Here is a 22,627-nt window from a genome sequence, read left to right on the forward strand (position 1 = left end):
CGGTCATGAGACGGATTGGCTGGAATTGCTAGCATGCGACCTCGTTTCTAGGGAAAGGAGTATCGCAATAATGAGTCATGCTGCTGTCAATGACCGTCCGGCCAGCCCTCCCAAAGGTTGGCTGAACCGTTTCCTCAATGGCGTCGAGAAAGCCGGGAACAAATTACCCGACCCCGCCATGCTGTTCCTCTACGCCTTGCTGATCGTCTGGGTCGGCTCCTGGGTGTTGTCACAATTCCAGTTTGATCTGGTCAACCCCCGTACCGGGGAGGCGGTAGTGGTCAACAACCTGCTGACCGGTGCCGGTCTGGCCGAGTTTCTCTCCACCATGGTGACCACTTTCACCGGCTTTGCCCCGCTGGGCATCGTGCTGGTGGCCATGCTGGGGGTCGGGGTGGCCGAGCAGTCCGGTTTTATCAATACCGGTCTGAAAAAGTTGCTCAAAGTGACGCCTGCCCGTTTTCTCACTCCCATGCTGATCCTGGTAGCGATCGTCAGCCACACCGCCGCAGATGCGGGTTATGTGCTGGTGATCCCCATCGGTGGCATCATCTTCCACGCTGCCGGACGCCATCCGCTGGCGGGGATCGCCGCTGCCTTTGCCGGTGTCTCCGGCGGTTTTGCCGCCAACTTCCTGCCCTCCGGCGGGGATGCGTTGCTGCAGGGCTTTACCCAGTCCGCCGCTCAGTTGCTCGATCCTGACTATATGGTCAACACCCTTTGCAACATCATCTTTACCGGAGCCTCTTCGCTGCTGATCATCTGCGTCGGCTGGTTCATTACCGAAAAGGTGGTGGAGCCGCGCCTCAAGCATGTGGCGCTTAACGAGGATCTGGAGAGTGCCGACGAGATGGGGCGCTACAGCGCGCAAGAGAGCCGAGCCTTCAACTGGGCCGGGTTTGCCATGCTGGCGGCTATCGTGCTGCTGGCGCTGGCGCTCTCCCCGAACGATTCCCCGCTGCGTGCTGCCGATGGCTCCCTGACCACCTTCGCTGCCCCCGTGATGAAGTCCATAGTGCCGCTCATCTTCCTGCTCTTTATCCTGCCCGGGATTGTCTACGGCTTTGTCGCAGGCAGCTTCAAGAGCGGCAAGGATGTGATCGATGCCATGTCGGCCACCATGAACAAGATGGGCTCCTACATGGTGATGGCTTTCTTCTGCGCGCTCTTCATCAAGGCGTTTGGTGACTCCAATCTGGGCACTCTGCTGGCCCTTTCCGGTGCCGAAGTGCTCCATGCGCTGGCGCTGCCCGGTGAGGTGACTATCGTCGGGATGATCCTGCTCACAGCCAGCGTCAATCTGGTAGTCGGCTCGGCCTCCGCCAAGTGGGCGCTGATCAGCCCGATCCTAGTGCCCATGTTGATGGCGGTGGGGATCTCCCCCGAGCTGACCCAGGCGGCCTATCGGGTCGGGGATTCTGCTTCCAATATCATCACCCCGCTGATGGTCTTCTTCCCGCTGGTGGTGGTCTATTGCCAGCAGTATGTGAAGAGCACCGGGATCGGTACTCTGGTCTCCATGATGCTGCCCTACTCGCTGGCCTTCCTGGTGAGCTGGACGATTTTCCTGCTGCTCTACTGGGCGCTCGGCTTCCCGCTCGGGTTGCAAGCCCCTTACGTCTATCCGGCCCCTTAAGCTGGGTGTGCGAGGGAGCCTTGGGCTCCCTCGTTTTTTTCGCTATGGTGTTACCTCATTTTGGAGGTGCCATGAATCAGACCATCGATCTTATCCTTTCCCATCGCTCCATTCGTCAGTTCACTGCCGAGCCGATCGCCCCGCAGCAGCTGGATGTCATTCTCGCCGCCGCCCAGTCCGCCTCGACCTCGAGCTTTTTGCAGGTGACCAGTATTGTGCGAGTCAGTGAACCCGAGGCGCGTCAGCAGCTGGCCATGCTGGCGGGCAATCAACCCTATGTGGTGCAGGCGGCCGAGTTTCTGGTGTTCTGCGCCGATTACCATCGTCACAGCCAGATCGTGCCCGAGGCCCAGACCGGTTATGCGGAACAGTTGTTGATCGGTGCCATTGACGGCGCCCTGATGGCGCAAAATGCCCTGCTGGCGGCGCAGTCGTTGGGACTGGGCGGGGTCTATATCGGCGGCATTCGCAACCATCCTGCCGAGGTGAGCGAGCTACTGGGCTTGCCCCATCAGGTGATCCCGCTGTTTGGCCTCTGCCTTGGCCACCCTGCCCAGCAGCCGGAGCAGAAACCCCGCCTGCCCAGGGGATTGGTGGTGCATCAGGAGCGCTACCAGCACGAGCTGGATCGCGACCTGCTGGCCCGGTACGATCAGCAGATCGCGGACTACTATCAGGCCCGCAGCAGCAACAACAAACAGCAGACCTGGAGTAGCCAGATCCGCGCCATTCTGGGCAAGGAGTCCCGCCCTTTCATGCTGGGATTCCTGCAATCGCAGGGCTTTAACCTCAAGTAATGGCGCTGATGGGCGATACTATGGGAGTGATGACCACCATGGTCATTTTCCCGTGATCCTGAAATCTTTCCCTGAGACCGGGTATACAGCTTGGCGACAAATCGTGGGCAAGGGGGGATCTACAGGCTACCTTAAGTAGATAAGCTGTTGTAGGATCACGCAATTGGATTGGGACAGGGGTTTGGACATCCTATGATTTTAACTTTGGTATTGCTGTCTATCGGCGCGCTCCTGTTTTTGGTTATCGCCTATAACGTGGTACAGCAATATAAGCAGAAGGCGGAGGCTGAAAAGCGTCACGCCGTTGCCAGACACAAGACGGTAGCCGACGAGACCGAAGAGGTACTGCTGAACGTCAATCTGGTGCCTTTCTCCAAAAACATGGTGTTGCTGTTGCAGCACCGGATCCTTGATGCCTATCGCGCCATCGCCCAGGTGATGCCCAACAACCAGATCAAGCAGCGCATCGCCGATGTGCAGATCCAGATCAAGAACGTGCAGGAAAATTACAGTGCGCAGGATGAGGGGCACTTCAAAACCCCCGAGTCTGATCGTCAGGCGATCCAGATGTTGCAGCTGGTAAAAAAGCTACGTGCCGTACTGCGTGTCGAGCACAACAAGGGCAAAATTGATCCGCAGGGGTTTGCTCAGGAAGATCGTCGTCTCGAGCTGATGCAGCTCAAAATCAACATCTCGAATCTGGTCAAGCGGGCGATGGATGCCCGCATTCAGGGCCAATATGGTACTTGCCGCCAGCTCTATACCAAGGGGTTGTCGGCAATGGCCAGCATTGGCGACAAGGATCCCTATCTGTTGGCTCGTGAAGAGGATATGCGTCAGGGGCTCAAGGAGCTTGAAGAGCTGCAGCAGCAAAACAGCGCGCAGGATCTGCAAAACATCAAGGACAAGGAAGCCGACGAGCTCGATGTCCTGTTTCAACCCAAGAAGAAATGGTAAGCATGTCCCACCCACTCGATTCCACACTGGGGCCAATGGCCCCATTTGTTTCTCAGCTGTTGACCGAACTGGCCGCTGCTGGCGTCACATTTTCCCAGCCAACGGTCGATCACCTCTGTTATCGGGCGGCGACCTTGCAGGAGTACCGCGCGCTATGTACTGTATTGGCTGAAGCGGGCTCCTTGCTGGTGGAGGGGATGATCGGCGGTCGCCCGATTGCCACTTATCAGTTGCATCAGCCACTGCTGGCTGGTGAGGTGCAGGTACCCTGTATCGAGCTGGCGGCGCCGAAACCGGGGCGCGTCCATCAGGCTGGACTGGAACATATCGAGCTGGTGGTCACTTCACTGCAGGATCTGGTAGCGCGCTATCCCGAGCAGCCATTCAAAACCGGCAATATGCAGGATACCCGCAACCCCGATATCGGCCTGATGTTGCCCTCCGGCCAGATCAAGTTTCATCTGCGCTCGCTGGCTGAGGTGATCGCCGAAGAGGTGGCGACCGGTGCTGTGGTCGCGGTGCCGGCGGATTATTTCGATCAGGAGTGATCCTGCTCTAAATGCGGTGCGAGCCTGACAGGCTCTTGAATAACGCAGTAAAAGGGGTCACCGGTGTGACCCCTTTTGCTATCTGGCGGTGCTGGGTTGCGAGAGCGCTATCTGCTCGTGGGTGACCCTGTTTGCGCTGAGCCCGTTACCCGTGCCGGTGGGGTTGCTGGGCAGAGAGTGGCGATTGGCTTCGCTGCTTGAGGCGACCAAGCCAGAGGCTCAAGCCCGCCGTCAGGATGAGGACCAGTTCAATTCCCATGACCAGACCGCCCAGCTCGCCTTGCTCCCAGAAGGGGTGCAGGTAAAGTCCCCCCAGACTGGCTCCCAGATAGTAGGCCACCAGATAGAGAGAGGAGGCGAGGGCCCGGTTGTGTTCGACATGATGACCAACCCAGGCACTAGCGCAGGCGTGTGCCAGGAAAAAGCCGAAGCTGGAGATCAGCAAGCCACTCAGGATCCCGAGCAGGCTAGCTTGCAGTAGCCATAGACTGCCGAGGGCCATCAGGGCGATCCCGACCAGCAGCATGCGTTGTGCCCCCCAGCGGTTGGCAAAGCGGCCGCTCAGTGAGGAGGCCACCGTCCCCGAGAGATAGGTGAGAAACAGCATGCCGAGCCACTGGGTGGGCAAGGAGAAAGGGGGCTTGGCCAGCAGGAAGGTGAGATAACTGAACTGGTTCAGAAACACCATAAAGTTGAGTCCCCCGATAAGGTAAGCCCCTACCAGCAAGGGATTGGTCAGGTGCTGCTGCAAGGCGCGAGCAAATTGGCCGCGAACGGGGGCGCTCGCCACAAAGCGGGTCTGATGGGGCAGCAGCCAGAAGACCAGCGGCAGTAGTGACAGGCTGATCACACCGATCCCCAGAAAGGTATGCTGCCAGTCGCCAAACCAGCCCGCCAGCAGGCCGCCGACCACCCGACCGGCAATGCCACCGAGGGAGTTGGCGGCAATATAGACCCCCACCGCCGAGAGCAGTGCCCGTTTACTGAACTCTTCCCCCATATAGGCAATCGCAGTGGCTGGTAACCCGGCCAGCAGCGCGCCCTGCAGGATACGCAGCAGCAGCAGGGTGCCAAACTGCTCAACCAGCGGGATTAACAGTGAGAGCAAGATCGCCAGGGTGAGGGTACCCAGCATGACCTGCCGACGGCCATGGCGATCCGCCAGTCTGGCGCAGATCAGCAGGGAGGCGGCGAGGCCTGCAGTGCATCCTGCCAGGGTCCAGCTGGCCGAGAGGGAGTTGACCGAGAAGACCTCGGCAATCAGGGGTAACAGGGGATGGGTCTGGTAGAGGTTCAGAAACACCAGAAAAGAGCCCAGGCTGAGGGCCAGGGTTGCACGTATCCACTCGCGACTTCCAACTTCAATCATTGCGTATTGTCCTGACTGCTTTTGGTCAGGGTAGAGGCCTTGCGGTTATAAATATAATATATTTAAGTTATCTATCTCATAAGATGAATTGATACATGGATCTGAAGCAGCTCACCTATCTGCTGGCGGTCAGGGATGCCGGCTCATTTACCAAGGCAGCCAACAGTCTGCATGTGGCACAGCCGGCCATCAGCATGGCCATCGCCAAGCTGGAGCAGCAGCTCGAATTGCGGCTGTTTGATCGACAGGACCGGGCGGTACGGCTCACACCGGAGGGAGAGGTGCTCTGTCGCCATGCAGAGCGTCTGTTGCTGCAGATGCATCAGGCCGAGGCCGAGATGGCCGAGCTCAAGGGGCTGGAGCGGGGGGAAGTGCGGATCGGGATCCCCTACATGATGGGCTCCTACTATTTCCCCCCTCGTCTGATGGCCTTCAAGCACCGCTACCCCGGCCTCAAGATCCGTGTTGAGGAGGCCGGTACCCGCGAGCTGCTCAGCCGGATGGTGGATGGCTCCCTCGATCTGGCCATTCTCATCACCAGTGATCTCCCCCCCGCCCTCGAGGGGGCACATCTGCTGAGCGAAGAGATGTTGATGGTGGTGGGGGACGATCACCCCTTGCGTGGCGCATCGGCCGTCACCCTCTCGCAGTTTTTCGCTCAGGAGCTGGCGCTGTTTCGCCGTGGCTTTTATCACCGGGAGCATATGGAGGCGCTGGCCCAGAGCCTGGGCGTTGAACCCGATATCGCCTTCGAGAGCAATCTGATCCCTCTGCTCAAGGCGGTGGTGCGGCAAGGCTTTGCGGTGACCACCTTCTTGCGGATGGTGCTGGAAGAGGAGCCGGATCTGAGTGGCGTACCCTTCGACCCGCCCATCTACCTCGACCTCTGTGTGGCGTGGCGGCGTGGTGATCCGCTATCCATGGCCAACCGTGCCTTGCGTGATTTTCTACTCAAGGAGCGCCCGGCCTGATGGCGGCGGGCCATAGCTGAAAGTTTGTTACTATTAACGGTGGGTTCGCTTGAGGGCTACACCATGAAACTGCAGCAATTGCGCTATATCGTCGAGGTGGCCAACCACAGGCTGAATCTGTCGGCCACCGCCGAGAGCCTCTTTACCTCCCAGCCCGGGATCAGCAAACAGGTGCGGATGCTGGAGGATGAGCTGGGGATCCAGATCTTCGAGCGCAGCGGTAAACACCTGACCCAAATCACCCCCATAGGTCGGGATGTGATCAAAGTGGCCGCGGAGGTGCTGGACAAGGTCGCCACTATCAAGGTAATGGCCAGGCAGCATGTGCATCCGGAGCAGGGAACCCTCACCATTGCCGCTACTCATCTGCAAGCCCGTTATATTTTGCCCGCCATCCTCAAGGGTTTTATGGCCCGCTTTCCCAAAGTTGCCGTAACTGTGATGCAGGGGAGTGCGGCGCAGTGCCGCGTAGCCGTGCATGATGGCGCCGCCGATCTGCTGCTGGCGGATGAACCGGAGGAGGGGAGCGATCTGCTCATGCTCCCCTCTTTTCAGTGGCAACGGGGCTTGGTGCTGCCCAAGGATCATCCGTTGGCCAAAGCAAACTCGCTGACCCCGGCCGAACTGGTGGAGTTTGCGCTGGTGACCGATGGAAGGGCGCTCTCTGCTGCACATGGCACTGATTGCGCTCATGCCGAGAGCCGGATCGCCTGCTGTGCGAGCGACAGCGATGTGCTCAAGACCTATGTCAGACAAGGGATGGGCATCGGGGTGATGGCAACCTTTGCCTGGGAGCCCCAGCGCGATGGCGAGCTGGTGCTCAAAACGGCGCCCTGGCTACCAGGCGGTGTGGCCGCTATCGGGTTGCGCAGAGGGGCATTTTTATGCGGCTATCTGTATGACCTGATTGAACGTCTCGCGCCGCAATTGACCCGCGAGCGGGTCGAACAATACTGTGCTGCCCGCACTGGCGAAGAGCTTGAAGCTCTGCTGGCCAATCTGACCGTACCACAGCGATAGCTAGGGTCGTCCCAAGAAAAACGCCTCCGTTCGGGAGGCGTTTGACTATCTGACATTCGTCAATTCAGGCTCACTTCTTCAGCATATGATCCAGCTTGTTGGCCTTGGTCGACAGATAGAACTCGTTGTGGGGATTGCGCCCTTCCTGCAACGGTACCCGTTCGGCCACCGGAATACCGAAGGATTCCATGGCTTTCATCTTGCGCGGGTTGTTGGTCATCAGTTTGAGAGACTTGACCTCAAGCTGCTTGAGCATATCGGCGCAGATGGTGTAGTCGCGCATATCGGCGGCGAAACCAAGGGCCACGTTGGCTTCCACGGTATCGGCCCCCTGATCCTGCAGGTGATAGGCGCGGATCTTGTTGAGCAAGCCGATGCCACGGCCCTCTTGACGCACATACAGCAACACGCCACGACCGGCTTTGGCGATATTCTCCATGGCCGCCTGCAACTGGAAACCGCAGTCACAACGCAGGCTGAACAGGGCGTCGCCGGTCAGGCACTCTGAGTGGATCCGGCCCAGCACGGGCTCTTCACCGGTAATGTCGCCCATCACCAGTGCGGCGTGATCTTTGCCTGTGCCGGTTTCCTGAAAACCTACCAGCGTGAAGGTGCCCCAGGGGGTTGGCAATTTGGATTTGGCCACGAGGGTAACGCTGCTCATAGGTTGCTCCTTACTACTAACGGCTCAAAAAAGGGGGGCCAGTTTAGCGCGCCTTGTCAGGAACGACCATAAGAACAAGTCCCTGCATTGCTTAATGAAATCTCCAAATGAGATACAAGCACAGCTGTCCGACGGGTTTTGGCCCTTTGTGCGGATTGATGACTGCCAGGCTCACCACATTCGGGTATAATCGGCGCCCATTAACCCACCCCTTCGGGATGGGAGCAACACAGTGCAGGAGAGAAGTTATGCCTCAGATGGCCCCCGTAATGACAATTGATGGCCCCAGTGGTGCAGGTAAAGGCACCTTGTGTCAGCTGCTTGCTGAGAAGCTGGGTTGGCACTTGCTGGACTCGGGCGCCATCTATCGGGTGTTGTCCCTGGCCGCCCTGCATCACGATGTAGAGCTGGATAGTGAAGCTTCACTGGTGCCACTGGCTGCCAATCTGGATGTGCAATTTCAGGTTGAGGGCGATCTGGTCAAGGTGATCCTGGAAGGGGAAGATGTCTCCCGCACCATCCGCACCGAAGAAGTGGGTAATGCTGCCAGTAAAATCGCCGCCTTCCCCCGGGTGCGCGAAGCATTGTTGCGCCGTCAGCGTGCTTTTCGTCAGGCCCCGGGTCTGATTGCCGATGGTCGTGATATGGGCACAGTTGTTTTCCCCGAGGCCGAGGTGAAGATTTTCCTCGACGCCAGTGCCGAAGAACGGGCCCAGCGTCGCTATAAGCAGTTGCAAGATAAGGGCTTTGATGTTAACTTTGAGCGTCTTTTAACCGAGATTCGGGAACGTGACGATCGCGACAGAAATCGCGCTACAGCACCCCTGAAACCGGCAGAAGATGCTCTGGTGGTAGACTCTACCGCCATGACCATAGATGAAGTGCTGGCAACAGTACTCGCCTATGCAGAGCAACAACTTGGTGATGCCAGCGCAAGCTGACATCCGGTCGTCTGCACCAAGGATGGCGCAGATTATTTAAAACAGCCCCGCTTGTGCCGGATTGCAAGTGGATGTTTCATTTGTGACATAAACAATGATCGAATCTTTTGCTCAACTCTTTGAAGAGTCCCTGAACGCCGTTGAAACCCGTCAAGGTTCCATCGTCAAGGGTACTGTCGTTGCTATCGAGAACGGTTTCGTACTGGTTGACGCCGGTCTGAAATCCGAGTCCGCTATCCCGGCTGAAGAATTCAAGAACGCCATGGGCGAGCTGGAAATCAACGTCGGCGACACCGTTGACGTGGCTCTGGACTCTATCGAAGATGGTTTCGGCGAAACCAAGCTGTCCCGCGAAAAAGCCAAGCGCCACGAAGCCTGGCTGCAGCTTGAGAAGGCTTACGAAGAGCAAGCTACCGTTATCGGTATCATCAACGGCAAGGTCAAGGGTGGTTTCACCGTTGAACTGAACGGCATCCGTGCCTTCCTGCCGGGTTCTCTGGTTGACGTGCGTCCGATCCGTGACACCGCTCACCTGGAAAACAAAGAACTCGAGTTCAAAGTCATCAAGCTGGACCAGAAGCGCAACAACGTTGTTGTTTCCCGTCGTGCCGTGATCGAGACCGAGAACACCTCCGAGCGCGAAAGCCTGCTGGCTAACCTGCAAGAAGGTCAAGAAGTTAAGGGTATCGTCAAGAACCTGACCGACTACGGTGCATTCGTAGATCTGGGCGGTGTTGACGGCCTGCTGCACATCACCGACATGGCGTGGAAGCGCGTTAAGCATCCTTCCGAAATCGTCAACGTTGGCGACGAGATCGCTGTCAAGGTTCTGAAGTTCGACCGCGAGCGTACCCGTGTATCCCTGGGTCTGAAGCAGCTGGGCGAAGATCCCTGGGTTGCTATCGCCAAGCGTTACCCGGAGACCACCCGTCTGTCTGGCCGCGTGACCAACCTGACCGACTACGGCTGCTTCGTTGAAATCGAAGAAGGCGTTGAAGGCCTGGTACACGTATCCGAGATGGATTGGACCAACAAGAACATCCACCCGTCCAAAGTTGTTAACGTTGGCGACGTGGTTGACGTGATGGTTCTGGACATCGACGAAGAGCGTCGTCGTATCTCCCTGGGTCTGAAGCAGTGCAAATCCAACCCGTGGCAGCTGTTTGCCGAAACTCACGCCAAAGGCGACCGTGTTTCCGGCAAGATCAAGTCCATCACTGACTTCGGTATCTTCATCGGTCTGGATGGCGGCATCGACGGCTTGGTTCACCTGTCGGACATCTCCTGGAACAACCAGGGCGAAGAAGCCGTGCGTGAATTCAAGAAAGGCGACGAGATCGAAGCCGTTGTTCTGCAAGTGGATCCGGAGCGTGAGCGCATCTCCCTGGGTGTCAAGCAGATCGAAGAAGACCCGTTCAACAAGTACCTGGCTGACAACAAGAAAGGTGCTATCGTGAAGGGTAAGGTTACCGAGGTTGATGCCAAAGGTGCCGTTATCGAACTGGCTGATGGCGTAGAAGGCTACCTGCGTGCCTCCGACGCTGCTCGTGACCGCGTAGAAGACGCCACTCTGGTGCTGTCTGTTGGTGACGAAGTTGAAGCTAAATTCATGGGCGTTGATCGTAAGAACCGCACCGTAAGCCTGTCTGTCCGTGCTAAGGACGAGGCTGATGAGCGTGTTGCCATCGATAACCTGAACCAGCAAGAAGAAGTTGTGTTCAGCAATGCTATGATGGAAGCGTTCAAAGCCGCCAAGGGTGAGTAATCCTTGATGCAAGAAAAGGGCGGCATTGCGCCGCCCTTTTTTATCCTGGCAAAATGAATATTGCATGTGATCGGGGAAGGAGATTTAACGTTATGACCAAATCAGATCTCATCGAACAACTGGCAGCCAGCCGCATGCATATGCCGGCCAAGGATGTCGAAGCCGCCATCAAGGAGATCCTTGAGCAGATGGCGTCGACCTTGCAAAACGGCGACCGGATTGAAATCCGCGGATTTGGCAGTTTTTCACTGCACTATCGTGCGCCCCGTGTGGGCCGCAACCCCAAGACTGGGGACAAGGTTGAACTGACCGGGAAATATGTCCCGCACTTCAAACCTGGCAAAGAGTTGCGCGAGCGCGTCAACATCATTGAATAATGCAGAAATGGGCATACCTCGGGTATGCCTTTTTTCTTTTTGGCACCGATTCCTGTGCCAATCGTCTTGTTTCTTAAACTCTTTTCCCATTCACTCTAGAGTCTGCCTGCGATTTTAAGGATAATCAGCCTCTCATTAGATACTGACAGGGAGCTCTTATGAAGCGTATTTTGGCCCTCATTCCGCTGGTGCTGGTGTTTGTTCTGACCCTGGCGCTGGGCTCACAAAATGGCCAGCTGGTTCAGTTCAATTACCTGATCGCTCAGGGTGAGTTTTCACTTGCCATGCTGTTGGGCTTCTTCTTTGCTGGCGGCTTTTTGCTGGGCTGGCTGGTATTCGGCCTGCTGTTCCTGCGCCTGAAAATGCAAAACCGCACCCTCAACCGCACCATGCGTCGTCAATCCCGCGAGTTGGAGCTGGCCCGGTCACCGGGTAAGGAATAATGTTCCTCAATGCTTGAACTGCTTTTCCTGCTGTTACCCATCGCCGCCGGTTATGGCTGGTACATGGGTCGCAGGAGTGTTCGCCAGGACACCCAAAAACAGAGTAACCAGTTTTCCCGCCAGTATGTGGCGGGCCTCAACTATTTGCTGTCCGATGAATCCGACAAGGCGGTGGATCTCTTTATCCAGCTGCTTGAGGTGGACAGTGAAACCATCGAAACACACCTCTCCCTCGGCAACCTGTTTCGCCAGCGTGGGGAGGTCGATCGTGCCATCAAGATCCACCAGAACCTGGTAACCCGCCAACTGACCCGGGAGCAGCGTCAGCTTGCCCTGCAGGAGCTTGCGCGCGACTTTTTGGCTGCTGGTCTGCTGGACCGAGCGGAAGCGCTCTGGAATGAGCTGTGTGATGACAGCGACTATGAAGAGACGGCGCTGGCACAGCTGTTGATCATCCATCAGCAGTTGCGGGACTGGGATAAGGCCATCGATGTGGCGGTTCGTCTGCAAAAATTCCAGGGCAAGAAGCTGGCCGACCCCATCTCCCATTTCTATTGCGAGCAAGCCGAGACCGCGCTGCGTGAGGGCAATAAAGGGGAGGGGCTGGCCAAGCTCAAACGGGCGCTCAGTATCAATCCGGCATGTGCCCGGGCCAGTTTGCGCCTCGCTGAGCTCGCCATGGCAGAGGGGGAGTATGAGCAGGCCAGCAAGGAGCTGCTGCGGGTGTTCGAGCAGGATATCGACTTTGCCTCCGAGGCAATGCCCAAATTGCTCGAGTGCTATCAGCAGTTGGGGCGCACGCCTGCGTTGATCCCGCTGCTTGAGAAGGCTGTGGAAGATCACGCCGGTGTCAGCGTGACCCTGGCCCTTGCCAAGCTGGTTGAAGAGCGTGATGGCCTGAGCCAGGCCCGTTCGCTGGTGTTGCGTCAGCTGCGTCGTCATCCGTCGATGAAAGGTTTTTACCAGCTGGTGGGTTTTCAGCTGGCCAGTGCGGAAGAGGGGCCTGCCAAGGAGAGCCTCGAACTGCTGCAACAGCTGGTCGGCGAGCAGATCAAAATCAAGTCAACCCACAAGTGTCGGCAGTGCGGCTTTGCCACTCACTCGCTGTTCTGGCAGTGCCCGTCTTGTCGCCAGTGGGGTTCCATCAAGCCGATCCGTGGTCTGGACGGTGAATAACAAGCAATAGGATGTGAGATGCAAGATCCCAAAGTACTGGTAGCGCTGGATTATCAGCACGAGGCAGATGCCTTAGCGTTCGTTGAACGTATCTCTCCGGCCCAGTGCCGTCTCAAGGTAGGCAAGGAGATGTTTACCCTGTTTGGCCCGCAATTTGTACGCCAGCTGGTGGCCAAGGGATTTGATGTCTTTCTGGATCTGAAGTTTCACGATATTCCCAATACCGTTGCCAAAGCCGTGGCAGCCAGTGCCGAGCTCGGTGTCTGGATGGTCAACGTGCATGCCAGTGGTGGTGAGCGGATGATGCGTGCCGCCAAAGAGGCGCTGCTGCCTTATGGCGACAAGGCGCCATTGTTGATCGGGGTGACCGTACTGACCAGCATGGAGCAGTCCGACATGATCCCTCTTGGTCTGGATGTGAGCCCTGCCGAGCAGGTGATCCGGCTGGCTACCTTGACCAAGACATCCGGCTTGGATGGGGTTGTCTGCTCTGCCAACGAGGCCCATGAGCTTAAAGCCTTGCTGGGCGAAGATTTCAAGCTGGTGACCCCGGGTATTCGCCCGACCGGTTCAGCGGCCGGGGATCAGCGCCGGGTGATGACACCGAAAGCGGCGGTCGAGGCGGGGTCCGATTATCTGGTTATCGGTCGCCCCATTACGCAGGCTGCCGATCCGGCCGCCATGCTGGCCAGCATCAATGCCGAGCTGGCTGGTGCGTAACAGGCTCACTCAGTGATACGCGGTGCAGGCCGAGCAACAGGCCTGCACCGGCCCCGATAAGATGAGAGCCGATGTGTACCCTGGCATTGATCAGGGTGGATATCGGGCTCTCTCCTGCGTTGTAGAAGTCCATCGCCAGCTTGAGTCCCATCCCTGCCAACAGTAGCCAGCCCGATGTGCGGCGTCCGTGGCGAATATCCTGCATTGCCCCCCAGACAAACAGGCCATGCAGCGAGCCGGATAGCCCCATGTACCATTGGGTCTGCGGGCACCACCACCAGATCCCCAAGCCCACTGCCAACCAGAGCAGCAACATCAGCAGCGGCAGGTGAGCCCCACCCAGATAGTCGCGAAACAGGCTATAGAGGATGGCGAGGCCGCCCAGATTGAGCAGCAGGTGCCACAGATTGGTATGAGCCAGATTGCCTGTTATGATCCGCCACCCTTCGCCCCCGGCGATCAAGGGCCGATCGAAGGAGAGCTGAAGATTGGGAACGGTAAAGAAGAGTAGCAAGCTGGTGAGAGAGAGCGTGATAACCCAGAGCAATCCAGATTTGTCTGACAACATGAAACAGTCCAACGACAAGAACAGTCGATACTGTACACGTTGCACCCGAGCCCTCAAAGCCTGCCTGTGCGATTATATTGTGCCGGTTGACAATCACACGCCCCTCTACATCTTGCAGCACCCCAACGAGGTGGCACATCCCAAGGGGACTGCCGCGCTGCTGGCGGCCTCTTTGCAACAGTGCGAGATCCATGTGGGGGAGGACTTTTCCCGCGATGAGTGGCTCAATGTGCTGCTGGCTGACCAATCCCGTCGTTATTATTTGCTCTGGCCGGATGAGGATGCCATTTCGCTGACCGATCTTCGCCAACAGTGGGAGAGTGAATCCTCTGGCTCCGCATCCGTCGCCTTTATCTTGCTTGACGGCACCTGGCGCAAAGCCTATCGCATGTTGCAGAGCAACCCGGCACTGGCCCGCTTGCCCCGCATCGGCATTGGTGCCATTGCCGGTCAATATGCCATTCGAAAGAAACCCTTTCCCGATGCCCTCTCTACCATAGAGGCGGGCTATCACCTCTTGTCCCGGTGGGAGGGGAGGCCGGAGCACTATGCGCCCTTGCTGACCCTGTTTAACCGGTTGAATACCCAGTGGCAGGACTTTGCCGAAGGCCGCCGCGCGTGACAATTCAAGGAGTTATCAAGATGAAAAAAGCAGTCGTGGTTTTCAGTGGCGGTCAGGACAGCACCACCTGTCTGGTACAGGCATTGGCCCGGTATGATGAAGTGCACGCCATCACCTTCGACTATGGCCAGCGCCATCGGGAAGAGATCGACACCGCGCGTCGTCTGGGCAGTGCTCTGGGGATCGCCGCCCACAAGGTGATGGATGTGACGCTGCTCAATGAGCTGGCGGTCTCTGCCCTGACCCGTGACGACATCCCGGTCAGCTGCGAGCTGCAGGATAATGGCCTACCCAACACCTTCGTGCCGGGTCGCAATATCCTGTTCCTGACCCTGGCTTCCATCTATGCCTATCAGGTGGGCGCCGAAGCGGTGATCACCGGTGTCTGCGAGACCGACTTCTCCGGCTATCCCGATTGCCGTGACGAGTTTGTCAAGGCCCTCAATCAGGCGGTGTCGCTGGGGCTGGATCGCGGCATCCGTTTTGAAACTCCCTTGATGTGGCTCGACAAGGCCGAAACCTGGGCACTGGCGGATCACTATGGTCACCTCGACACGGTGCGCCAGCAGACCCTGACCTGCTACAACGGCATTGCCGGTGACGGTTGCGGCACGTGTCCTGCGTGTGAACTGCGCAGTCGCGGTCTGAACAACTATCTGGCCGACAAGGCGGGTATCATGGCCAGACTGTTTGAGAAAACCGGGCTGGGCGAGAAAAGCGCAGAGTGAGCCTGCGTCTTGCCGTGGCTTGGGGTATAATCCGCGACTTTTGCAACAAGCCGTGATCGAGATGCACTACCCAATCAACGAGATTTTCCAGACCATCCAGGGGGAGGGCATCTTTACCGGCCTGCCCGCCATCTTTGTTCGCCTGCAGGGTTGCCCGGTGGGCTGCCCCTGGTGCGATACCCGTCATACCTGGGTTGTTGATCCGGCTCGTGAAGTGGGTAAGGCGGCGGTACTGGATGGTTCCAACGAATCCGATTGCTGGAGCCAACTCAGCACCGCGCAGATTATCAAGAGCTTTGGCGATCTGGGTTATCAGGCACGCCATGTGGTGATCACCGGTGGGGAACCCTGCCTCTACGATCTGCACGAACTCTCGTCAGCATTACTGGCGGCGGGTTATCAGGTGCAGATTGAAACCAGTGGCACCAGCGAGATCAAGACTCATGAGCAGACTTGGGTAACCGTCTCCCCCAAGATCGGTATGAAAGGGGGGCTGCCTGTGCTGGTCTCGGCGCTGGAGCGGGCCAACGAGATCAAGCATCCGGTGGCCACCGAGCACCATATTGAAGAGCTGGATGCGCTGCTCGCTACCGCTACCCTGCGCCCGGACGTGGTCATTGCCTTGCAGCCGATCAGCCAGAAACCACGGGCCACCCAATTGGCGATGGATACCTGTATCGCGCGTAACTGGCGACTCTCAATCCAGACTCATAAATATCTGGATATCGATTAATATGGATTGGCTATCCGACGAACAGGTACTGCTGACCCTGACCAACAAGATGCCTTACGGTAAATATCAGGGTCGACGTATCATCGATATTCCCGAGCCCTATCTGGTGTGGATGGCGCGCAGCGGTTTTCCGGCGGGTAAATTGGGCCAGACGCTAGCGTTGGCTTACGAAATCAAACTCAATGGACTCGAGTCCATGATTATTCCCATTATTAACAGGATGTCGGTATGAGAATATATACGAGGCAGGGCGACAAGGGCATGACCCGGCTGGCCGATGGTATCCCATTGCCCAAGGATCATTTGCGGGTCGAGACCTACGGTTATATCGATGAGCTCAACTCCCATATTGGTTTGTTGATTTGTGACGTCCCATCGCAAGAGGTCGGCTTATTGGCTGATTTACAGCTGTTGCAACAGGAGTTGTTTGATCTGGGGGGCGAGTTGGCATTCTCCAGCGACGCCCAGAATGAATCGATTTGGCAGGTTAATGCCGCTTGGACAACTCGCCTTGAACAGCAGATAGATCGTTATAGTGAGCCATTGCCACCGCTGCGCCAATTTATATTGCCCGGTGGTTCCCGTGCTGCGGCGCAAGCGCATGTGGTGCGCACTCTGGTGCGTCATTGCGAGCGCTTGCTGCTGACATTGAGCCGGGAAGAGCGGGTCAATCCCGAGGTGCTGCCCTATCTGAACCGGATGAGTGACTGGTTCTTTACCGTTGCCCGCTATCTCATCTGCGTGGCAGGGGAGCGTGAAGTGCTGTGGGTCAAGGCAGCAGATCGCCCGCAATCAGCTATCTGATATTTCACGTTTAAGCGGCAATAAAAAACCTCGCCTTGGCGAGGTTTTTTATTAGCAACGAGATTGAGATCAGATAGCAAAGTCTTCCAGTGATTTGCCTGCTGCCACTGCGCTGGCAATGACCGAAGGCATACGGCCCTGGCCGGTCCAGGTTTTCTCTACGCCATTATCCTGATAGCGATATTTGGCCGGACGTGGCGCCCGCTTGCCTTTTTCTGATTTGCCGGGGTTGGTAGCGACAGCGCTTACCAATTCTGCCGGGTCAATACCGGCGGCTTTCAGCATTTCGCTATATTCGTTAATTTTCCGCAGATGCTCTTCACGGGCCTGACGCTCGGCAGCTTCATCTTGCTGACGTTCAGCAACGATAGTAGAGAGTTTTTCCAGTGCCTCTTCCAGTTGTTCCAGAGAAAGCTCGCGGCAGGTCGCACGCAGACTGCGGATATTAAGCAGTACCTTTAAAAATTCATTCATAGGAGTTACCACGTCGAGTCAGAGAAAAATATTATGTTCCAGCTGATTCTTGCTTGGTGATTTAAATAAGTCAAGCCGGGTTAAATATTATATCCGTGGGGAACATCAATACAGATATTTAATATGGCCTGCAATAGGCTTGGTGATTGGATGCCAATGAAGCTGCAGTAGGTGAAAATAGCGTCAAAGTTGGCGTTGTTGCATCATTTGACTACCATTTTCCGACCTTGATTTGTTTATTATGATTATTTAATCAAAAAACTTGCTATAAGCTGCCATCTCGATAAAATGTGCGGCGAATACCTTTAAGTAGAGGCGCGCTGCCTATGAGTATTTGTGCGGAGGGTGATGCCTGTGATGCACAAGGAAAGGAGTCAGCGCCGAAGTGGCCAGGCCATCATACCGGGCTGCTGGTTCTGCATCTAATAGGTGCAGGACTGCCATAGTCATCCACTATGGAGCGCTACCTGAAGGGGCTGAGGAGTATGACCTCCCCATAGGTTTTGTTTCTTTAGATCCTCTCGGTAGATCTCCACCTGTAATCTTTAGGTGCAAAGAGATCATGGACATTAGTCATTTCGCCGACTCCGGTTGGTCCGTTCTTCCCCCCCTGTTGGCTGTCGCGCTGGCGATCATGACCCGCCGCGTGCTGCTGTCCCTTGGTGTGGGCATCGTCACCGGCAGTTTGCTGCTCAATCAGTTTTCACCCCTCGAATCCCTGCATTACATGTTGAATACCGTGCTCAAGATCTTCTGGGTCGATGGCGCGCTCAATCGTGACAACGTCAACATGATCCTGTTTATGCTGCTGCTGGGTGGCCTCATCAGCCTGATGAGCGTCTCCGGGGCGACCCGTGCCTTTGCCGAGTGGGCCGAGCGTCGTGCCAAGACCCGCAAGGGCGCCAAAGCGCTGACTGGCATGATGGTGTTTGCCTTCTTTATCGATGACTTCTTCCACAGCCTGTCGGTGGGGGCTATCTGCCGTCCGGTGACCGACCGCTTCCAGATCTCCCGTGCCAAATTGGCCTATCTGCTGGACTCCACCGCGGCGCCGGTCTGCGTGCTGATGCCCATCTCCTCCTGGGGGGCTTATATCATCGCCCTGGTTGGCGGCATCATGGCGGCCCACGGTCTGACCGAGCAGAGCCCCATCGCGGCGTTTGTCGAGATGATCCCGATGAACCTCTACGCCGTCTTCACCCTGATCATGGTGTTGGTGGTGATCGCCTGTCAGCTGGATATCGGCCCGATGCGTCAACACGAATCGTGGGCGCTGGAAGGCAAGCTGTGGGATGAGTCCAAGGGCCGCCCCATCGGTCTGGATATGGAGAGCCCGGAAGAGAGCAACGGCGGCATGATCGACATGGTACTGCCGATCCTGACCCTGACCGCCGCCACCATCTATTTCATGATTGATTCCGGTGCTGCGGTGCTGAGCGAGAAAGGGCTGCCGTTTAGCGTGCTCGGCTCGTTCGAAAACACCAACGTCGGCTCTTCGCTGGTCTACGGTGCCCTGTGCAGTCTGGTGGTCTCCATCGGTCTGGCGATGCGCCTGAAGCTGGGTGCCAAGAACTGGATCAAGGCCGCGCCGCAGGGCGTCATGGCCATGCTGCCAGCCATCAACATCCTGCTGTTTGCCTGGACCATAGGTGCCGTGGTGCGTGACGTTGAGACCGGCAAGTATCTGGCTTCGCTGGCTAACGGCAACCTGCCGATCGAAGTGCTGCCTGCTGTGGTCTTTATCCTCTCCTGTGCCATGGCGTTTGCTACCGGCACCAGTTGGGGTACCTTCGGCATCATGCTGCCGCTGGCCGGTGACATGGCCGCCGCCAGCGACATCAGCCTGATGCTGCCGATGCTGGCGGCGGTACTGGCTGGCTCGGTGTTCGGGGATCACAGCTCACCCATCTCCAGCACCAGTATCCTCTCTGCTACCGGTGCCGGTTGCCATCACATCGATCACGTGATGACCCAGCTGCCCTATGCACTGGCCATCGCCTTCGGTGCGGCCATCGGTTACCTGGCGATGGGCTTGATGCACTCCAGCCTGGCCGGTTTCAGTGTCAGTGCCCTCTGGTTCGTGCTCTTTACCGGCTATCACCTGAAAAAGGCCAAAGCGCGGCCAGTGCTGGCCACCGCGTAACATTTATAGAGCAAGGGGCCCGCGGGCCCCTTGGTTTTGTCAGGGGCTTTGGTTAGCATGCGCCCCATAAATTCAGTTTCGGAACAGTATCATGGCTTCACTGCACTACAAATTTGCCACCATGAATTCAGGCAAATCCACCCAGCTCATTCAGGCGCACTTCAACTATCTGGAGCGGGGCATGCATCCTCTGGCGATGACGCCAGCCATCGATGACCGTTTCGGGGTCGGGGTGATCAGTGCCCGAGTAGGCCTTGAACTGAAGGTGGACGTGTTCAGCGACAGCTGTGATCTGTTTGAAATGGTGAAAGCGCGCCATGCGAAGAAACATATCGATGTTTTCATCGTGGACGAGGCCCAGTTCCTGACCCGTGAGCAGGTCTACCAGTTAGCCCGCATCGTCGATGAGCAGGATATTCCGGTGATGGCCTATGGCCTCAAGACCGATTTTCGCGGCGAGCTGTTCCCGGGCTCCTACCATCTGCTCTGTCTGGCCGACAAGTTTGAAGAGCTGAAGAGCATCTGTTGGTGTGGCAACAAGGCTCACATGAACTCCCGGGTCAATGAAGCGGGGCAGGTGATGCGTGATGGCGAACAGGTGGAGATCGGTGGCAACGATCGCTATGTGTCGCTCTGTCGCAAACACTATCTCGAAGGTCGGGCTTACAAGTAATTCGGCTGCGATATTTGAATCGTTGAGCAGGGCGCCAATCTGGCGCCCTTTTTATTTTCCCCAACTTCTATCGCTGTGGTTCAGTCGATCTCGATATCCACCGGCGCAATGATGGGGTCGGCCACCGGCAGGCGTTGAAACAGCTGGCGAAAATGGTGCTGTACCCGACCGATATCCACTAGCGACATGCCGGAGGCAAAACCGAACCAGACATAGAGGCCGGTGAGATCGCGAAACATCGGCGGCAAATAGCGGGGTGCGGCAATCAGCCCCTCCAGATAGTGCTGATAGAGCACCGGAATGTCATCCAGTGTCACCTTGCCGACAAACAGCATCGGCAGGATTTCGGGCACCCCTTCCAGTACGGCGCTGCGGATGAAGTTGACCGTCTCCACATAGCCACGCACGTAAGAGAGATCCTTGGTAAAGCAGGCTCCGCCGCCCACCATGCCGCCACGAAAGACCCGCTGGGTGATCTTGTAGGCGTCGTGCTCGCTGGTGCCCTGCTGTACGAAGTGCTGAAACACCTCGATAAAATCGGCGCCGCGCTCGGCCATGTCGATGGCCATCACCCGATCGGAGATACGCTTGGCCCGATCCGGAAAGGAGCTGAAGGTGAGGGTCTCTATCAGGACAGCCAGCCCCTCCTGACAGGCGGTGATCCGCGGTGAACCGGCGCTCAGCCAAGTGGCATAGGGCTGCTGGCGACCGTTGAGGGTGGTGCCGACATGGACCCAGCCCTCATGTACCTCCAGCACCTGCAAGTCCAGCTCGGAGAAACGGGCGTGGGAGTTGAGCTTGATGTAGTCGCCACCGGCAGCTGCATCGGAGACAATCCCATCGCTCAGCTTCACCTGCACAGTGCCGTCACTGAAGTAGCTCGACAGCTTGCCCTGCAGTTTGGCGACCGCGGCCTCTCCTTCGAACTCCTTGGGGTAGGGGCGCACCAGATGGCGAGCGCCGGGCAGGGAGAAGATATCGCACAGGCGGGCGCCCAGCTCCTTGAGAGTCTTGCGATCCCCGCGCAGGTGATCGCTGGCAGAGCCATAAAGCAGCTGGCTGTAACGCTGAAAATCGGGTTGGCCGCGCTGGCGCAGCATCTCGATCACCACCATGTACTGATCGACCGTCTCTTGCAGGATCCGCCCTAGATCGTCCTGTGGCCCCAGTTTTCTGCGGATCCGGTCCCGCAGCTCCTTGAGCTCCAGATACTTGTTGCGCGGATCGAAGCCGAGGGGGAGGGCATCATAGAAGTGCCTGTCGATAGCGGGCAGCTCCCTGCCACCGCTTGCCAGAAAGCGATCCTGCAGATGGCGTGGCCATTTGATGGCATCCAGAATGCGGATGGGTTTTTGCAGGGTGAGCAGCTCATCCGAGAGTGATTTCAGATGAAGGCGATACTTTTCTTGGATAGTCATGGGGCCCCCTGTGGGGCAAGCGTCATCGTGGATTTGGCTGAGTATATGCATAGCGCTTGCCAAAAAGAAGCGAGCCGCAGGGTTATCGGGTTGGCGTGCTTTTTGTTGATAGCAAATTGGTTTAGACTGCGCCCCTTGATCCCAATCTTGTCGTGGAAATGATGAATATCCCCAGCTCCGAAATGATAATGCGTTGGTTGCAACAGGCTCGTATCGAGCACTATGTCTGCGACCAGTGTCACGGTATCCACATTGTCTCTTTGCAGTCGGTCGATGGTATTCAGGAGAGCCGGATCTTCGTGGAAGAGGAAGGCCTGCTGTTCTCCTCCGAGCTGGAAGTGCGCCCCTCCGCAATGCTGCCGCTGGTTGCCGAACTGGGCCGACTCAATATGCAGTACCCCTCCCTCAAGGTGTTCCTCGATATCATCGATGACAACCTGCCGCGGCTGGTGGTCGGCCACACCGTCTTTACCAAGGCCGGACTCAGCGTCGAGCAGTTCCTGCTGTTCGTGCAAAGCACTATCGCCGCTACCCACGAACTGGTTGCTGAATGCGAACGTTCCGGCTTCCTCAACCTGCCGGAAATCCAGGTCGCACCGGAATCTGTGCATTAAGTGTTCGAACGGTTCGCCAGGTGAAAAAAGCCGTTGACGCGGGCGGGGCTTTCCCCTAAATTACGCCCCGTTCCAGCGCAACAGCGTAGCGAACACAGTGTTGGCTGAACACGTTAAACCACAGACCAAAATTTGGTGAGGTGTCCGAGTGGCTGAAGGAGCACGCCTGGAAAGTGTGTATACGGCAACGTATCGAGGGTTCGAATCCCTCCCTCACCGCCAAATTGCAAAGCCCTGATGGAAACATCAGGGCTTTCGTTTTATGGCGCAATCCCCAGCGTGGTTGCTGGCATAGGAATGCGAATCTTCGTTCTTGATGGCGCATCAGGCTGAACCGCTTGGGCAATCGCAGTGAAATGCCTCGGTGACTTTGACGCCACGGCCAAGCCATTGGTCGATCCTTTTAAAGTTTCCACCCGATTCAGTACAAGGGCCTCTCGCAAGAGAGGCCCTTTTCATTGTTCGC

At 57.2% G+C, this 22,627-nt stretch carries 25 protein-coding genes, 1 tRNA gene and 1 riboswitch; of the genes, 21 read left to right on the forward strand and 5 right to left on the reverse strand.

Annotation, left to right across the window (positions count from 1 at the left end; genetic code table 11):
- The first annotated feature begins 70 nt into the window (after window positions 1-70).
- The 4 genes from G5137_RS08170 (at window position 71) to G5137_RS08185 (ending at window position 3,938) form a co-directional block, all read left to right on the forward strand.
- Window positions 71-1,636: an AbgT family transporter gene (locus G5137_RS08170; RefSeq protein ID WP_216978984.1), complete on the forward strand. Its 1,566-nt coding sequence runs from the start codon at window positions 71-73 to the stop codon at window positions 1,634-1,636.
- A 71-nt stretch (window positions 1,637-1,707) separates the two neighbouring features.
- A complete protein-coding gene (gene nfsA / locus G5137_RS08175; RefSeq protein WP_216978983.1) occupies window positions 1,708-2,433 on the forward strand; it encodes an oxygen-insensitive NADPH nitroreductase in 726 nt (241 codons plus the stop codon).
- 192 nt (window positions 2,434-2,625) lie between these two features.
- Entirely contained in the window at window positions 2,626-3,390 is a 765-nt protein-coding gene (locus G5137_RS08180; protein ID WP_216953387.1) for a DNA repair protein, read from the forward strand.
- Window positions 3,384-3,938 carry a VOC family protein gene (locus G5137_RS08185; RefSeq protein ID WP_421255221.1) on the forward strand — a complete coding sequence of 185 codons (555 nt, stop codon included), beginning with the start codon at window positions 3,384-3,386 and terminating at the stop codon, window positions 3,936-3,938. Before G5137_RS08180 ends, G5137_RS08185 begins: the two co-directional genes overlap by 7 nt.
- A gap of 145 nt (window positions 3,939-4,083) precedes the next feature.
- Here the strand turns inward: G5137_RS08185 and G5137_RS08190 are convergent, their stop codons facing one another.
- Window positions 4,084-5,307 (reverse strand): MFS transporter, encoded by a 1,224-nt coding sequence (locus tag G5137_RS08190; protein WP_421255222.1) that lies wholly within the window; start codon window positions 5,305-5,307, stop codon window positions 4,084-4,086.
- A gap of 95 nt (window positions 5,308-5,402) precedes the next feature.
- Here G5137_RS08190 and G5137_RS08195 point away from each other — a divergent pair, with 95 nt between their 5' ends.
- On the forward strand, window positions 5,403-6,278 hold the full coding sequence (locus tag G5137_RS08195) for a LysR family transcriptional regulator (protein WP_421255223.1): 876 nt from the start codon (window positions 5,403-5,405) through the stop codon (window positions 6,276-6,278).
- A gap of 63 nt (window positions 6,279-6,341) precedes the next feature.
- On the forward strand, window positions 6,342-7,298 hold the full coding sequence (locus tag G5137_RS08200; protein WP_346215327.1) for a LysR substrate-binding domain-containing protein: 957 nt from the start codon (window positions 6,342-6,344) through the stop codon (window positions 7,296-7,298).
- A 70-nt stretch (window positions 7,299-7,368) separates the two neighbouring features.
- On the opposite strand, the gene ribA is transcribed toward G5137_RS08200, so the two are convergent.
- Window positions 7,369-7,962, reverse strand: a complete 594-nt coding sequence (gene ribA / locus G5137_RS08205; protein WP_005337152.1) for a GTP cyclohydrolase II — start codon at window positions 7,960-7,962, stop codon at window positions 7,369-7,371.
- A 248-nt stretch (window positions 7,963-8,210) separates the two neighbouring features.
- Between ribA and cmk the strand changes: the two genes are divergently transcribed.
- The 6 genes from cmk to pyrF all read left to right on the forward strand — a co-directional run bounded on the left by cmk (window position 8,211) and on the right by pyrF (window position 13,384).
- Window positions 8,211-8,903, forward strand: a complete 693-nt coding sequence (gene cmk / locus G5137_RS08210) for a (d)CMP kinase (protein WP_019444698.1) — start codon at window positions 8,211-8,213, stop codon at window positions 8,901-8,903.
- Window positions 8,904-8,997: 94 nt separating this feature from the next.
- Window positions 8,998-10,668: a 30S ribosomal protein S1 gene (rpsA, locus tag G5137_RS08215; RefSeq protein WP_005337148.1), complete on the forward strand. Its 1,671-nt coding sequence runs from the start codon at window positions 8,998-9,000 to the stop codon at window positions 10,666-10,668.
- A 92-nt stretch (window positions 10,669-10,760) separates the two neighbouring features.
- Entirely contained in the window at window positions 10,761-11,045 is a 285-nt protein-coding gene (ihfB, locus tag G5137_RS08220; RefSeq protein WP_005299934.1) for an integration host factor subunit beta, read from the forward strand.
- A gap of 158 nt (window positions 11,046-11,203) precedes the next feature.
- Window positions 11,204-11,488, forward strand: a complete 285-nt coding sequence (locus tag G5137_RS08225; RefSeq protein WP_005337143.1) for a LapA family protein — start codon at window positions 11,204-11,206, stop codon at window positions 11,486-11,488.
- 9 nt (window positions 11,489-11,497) lie between these two features.
- Window positions 11,498-12,664, forward strand: a complete 1,167-nt coding sequence (gene lapB, locus G5137_RS08230) for a lipopolysaccharide assembly protein LapB (RefSeq protein WP_047438342.1) — start codon at window positions 11,498-11,500, stop codon at window positions 12,662-12,664.
- A gap of 18 nt (window positions 12,665-12,682) precedes the next feature.
- On the forward strand, window positions 12,683-13,384 hold the full coding sequence (gene pyrF, locus G5137_RS08235; RefSeq protein ID WP_042083286.1) for an orotidine-5'-phosphate decarboxylase: 702 nt from the start codon (window positions 12,683-12,685) through the stop codon (window positions 13,382-13,384).
- Here pyrF and rrtA read toward each other — a convergent pair.
- Entirely contained in the window at window positions 13,359-13,952 is a 594-nt protein-coding gene (rrtA, locus tag G5137_RS08240) for a rhombosortase (RefSeq protein WP_270657478.1), read from the reverse strand. The genes pyrF and rrtA overlap by 26 nt on opposite strands.
- Between rrtA and G5137_RS08245 the strand changes: the two genes are divergently transcribed.
- The 5 genes from G5137_RS08245 to G5137_RS08265 all read left to right on the forward strand — a co-directional run bounded on the left by G5137_RS08245 (window position 13,951) and on the right by G5137_RS08265 (window position 16,839).
- On the forward strand, window positions 13,951-14,574 hold the full coding sequence (locus G5137_RS08245; protein ID WP_421206541.1) for a tRNA-uridine aminocarboxypropyltransferase: 624 nt from the start codon (window positions 13,951-13,953) through the stop codon (window positions 14,572-14,574). The two genes, rrtA and G5137_RS08245, sit on opposite strands and share 2 nt — an antisense overlap.
- A 20-nt stretch (window positions 14,575-14,594) precedes the next feature.
- Window positions 14,595-15,302: a 7-cyano-7-deazaguanine synthase QueC gene (queC, locus tag G5137_RS08250; protein WP_005359893.1), complete on the forward strand. Its 708-nt coding sequence runs from the start codon at window positions 14,595-14,597 to the stop codon at window positions 15,300-15,302.
- Window positions 15,303-15,363: 61 nt separating this feature from the next.
- A complete protein-coding gene (queE, locus tag G5137_RS08255; RefSeq protein ID WP_421206539.1) occupies window positions 15,364-16,035 on the forward strand; it encodes a 7-carboxy-7-deazaguanine synthase QueE in 672 nt (223 codons plus the stop codon).
- Between the two features lies 1 nt (window position 16,036).
- On the forward strand, window positions 16,037-16,267 hold the full coding sequence (locus G5137_RS08260) for a DUF3820 family protein (protein WP_005337126.1): 231 nt from the start codon (window positions 16,037-16,039) through the stop codon (window positions 16,265-16,267).
- Window positions 16,264-16,839 carry a cob(I)yrinic acid a,c-diamide adenosyltransferase gene (locus G5137_RS08265; protein ID WP_106844486.1) on the forward strand — a complete coding sequence of 192 codons (576 nt, stop codon included), beginning with the start codon at window positions 16,264-16,266 and terminating at the stop codon, window positions 16,837-16,839. Before G5137_RS08260 ends, G5137_RS08265 begins: the two co-directional genes overlap by 4 nt.
- Before the next feature lie 69 nt (window positions 16,840-16,908).
- Here G5137_RS08265 and G5137_RS08270 read toward each other — a convergent pair whose 3' ends face one another.
- On the reverse strand, window positions 16,909-17,313 hold the full coding sequence (locus G5137_RS08270; RefSeq protein ID WP_279490670.1) for an H-NS family nucleoid-associated regulatory protein: 405 nt from the start codon (window positions 17,311-17,313) through the stop codon (window positions 16,909-16,911).
- Window positions 17,314-17,615: 302 nt separating this feature from the next.
- Window positions 17,616-17,787: riboswitch (Lysine riboswitch) on the forward strand.
- Between the two features lie 88 nt (window positions 17,788-17,875).
- Between G5137_RS08270 and G5137_RS08275 the strand changes: the two genes are divergently transcribed.
- Both G5137_RS08275 and G5137_RS08280 read left to right on the forward strand, forming a co-directional pair.
- A complete protein-coding gene (locus G5137_RS08275) occupies window positions 17,876-19,456 on the forward strand; it encodes a Na+/H+ antiporter NhaC family protein (RefSeq protein ID WP_216953394.1) in 1,581 nt (526 codons plus the stop codon).
- 91 nt (window positions 19,457-19,547) lie between these two features.
- A complete protein-coding gene (locus G5137_RS08280; RefSeq protein WP_005351181.1) occupies window positions 19,548-20,129 on the forward strand; it encodes a thymidine kinase in 582 nt (193 codons plus the stop codon).
- A gap of 80 nt (window positions 20,130-20,209) precedes the next feature.
- Here G5137_RS08280 and G5137_RS08285 read toward each other — a convergent pair whose 3' ends face one another.
- The gene (locus tag G5137_RS08285) at window positions 20,210-21,547 is read right to left on the reverse strand and encodes a flavohemoglobin expression-modulating QEGLA motif protein (protein WP_005337120.1); all 1,338 of its coding nucleotides are present in this window, start codon (window positions 21,545-21,547) and stop codon (window positions 20,210-20,212) included.
- Window positions 21,548-21,705: 158 nt separating this feature from the next.
- Here G5137_RS08285 and G5137_RS08290 point away from each other — a divergent pair, with 158 nt between their 5' ends.
- Together G5137_RS08290 and G5137_RS08295 are read left to right on the forward strand one after the other, a co-directional pair.
- On the forward strand, window positions 21,706-22,161 hold the full coding sequence (locus tag G5137_RS08290) for a YbjN domain-containing protein (protein ID WP_005337119.1): 456 nt from the start codon (window positions 21,706-21,708) through the stop codon (window positions 22,159-22,161).
- 134 nt (window positions 22,162-22,295) lie between these two features.
- Window positions 22,296-22,383 (forward strand) — tRNA-Ser (locus tag G5137_RS08295).
- Window positions 22,384-22,627 lie beyond the last annotated feature (244 nt).

Origin of the sequence: Aeromonas sp. 600282, from assembly GCF_049175755.1 — a bacterium.
GTDB classification, from domain to species: Bacteria; Pseudomonadota; Gammaproteobacteria; order Enterobacterales; family Aeromonadaceae; genus Aeromonas; species Aeromonas veronii_A.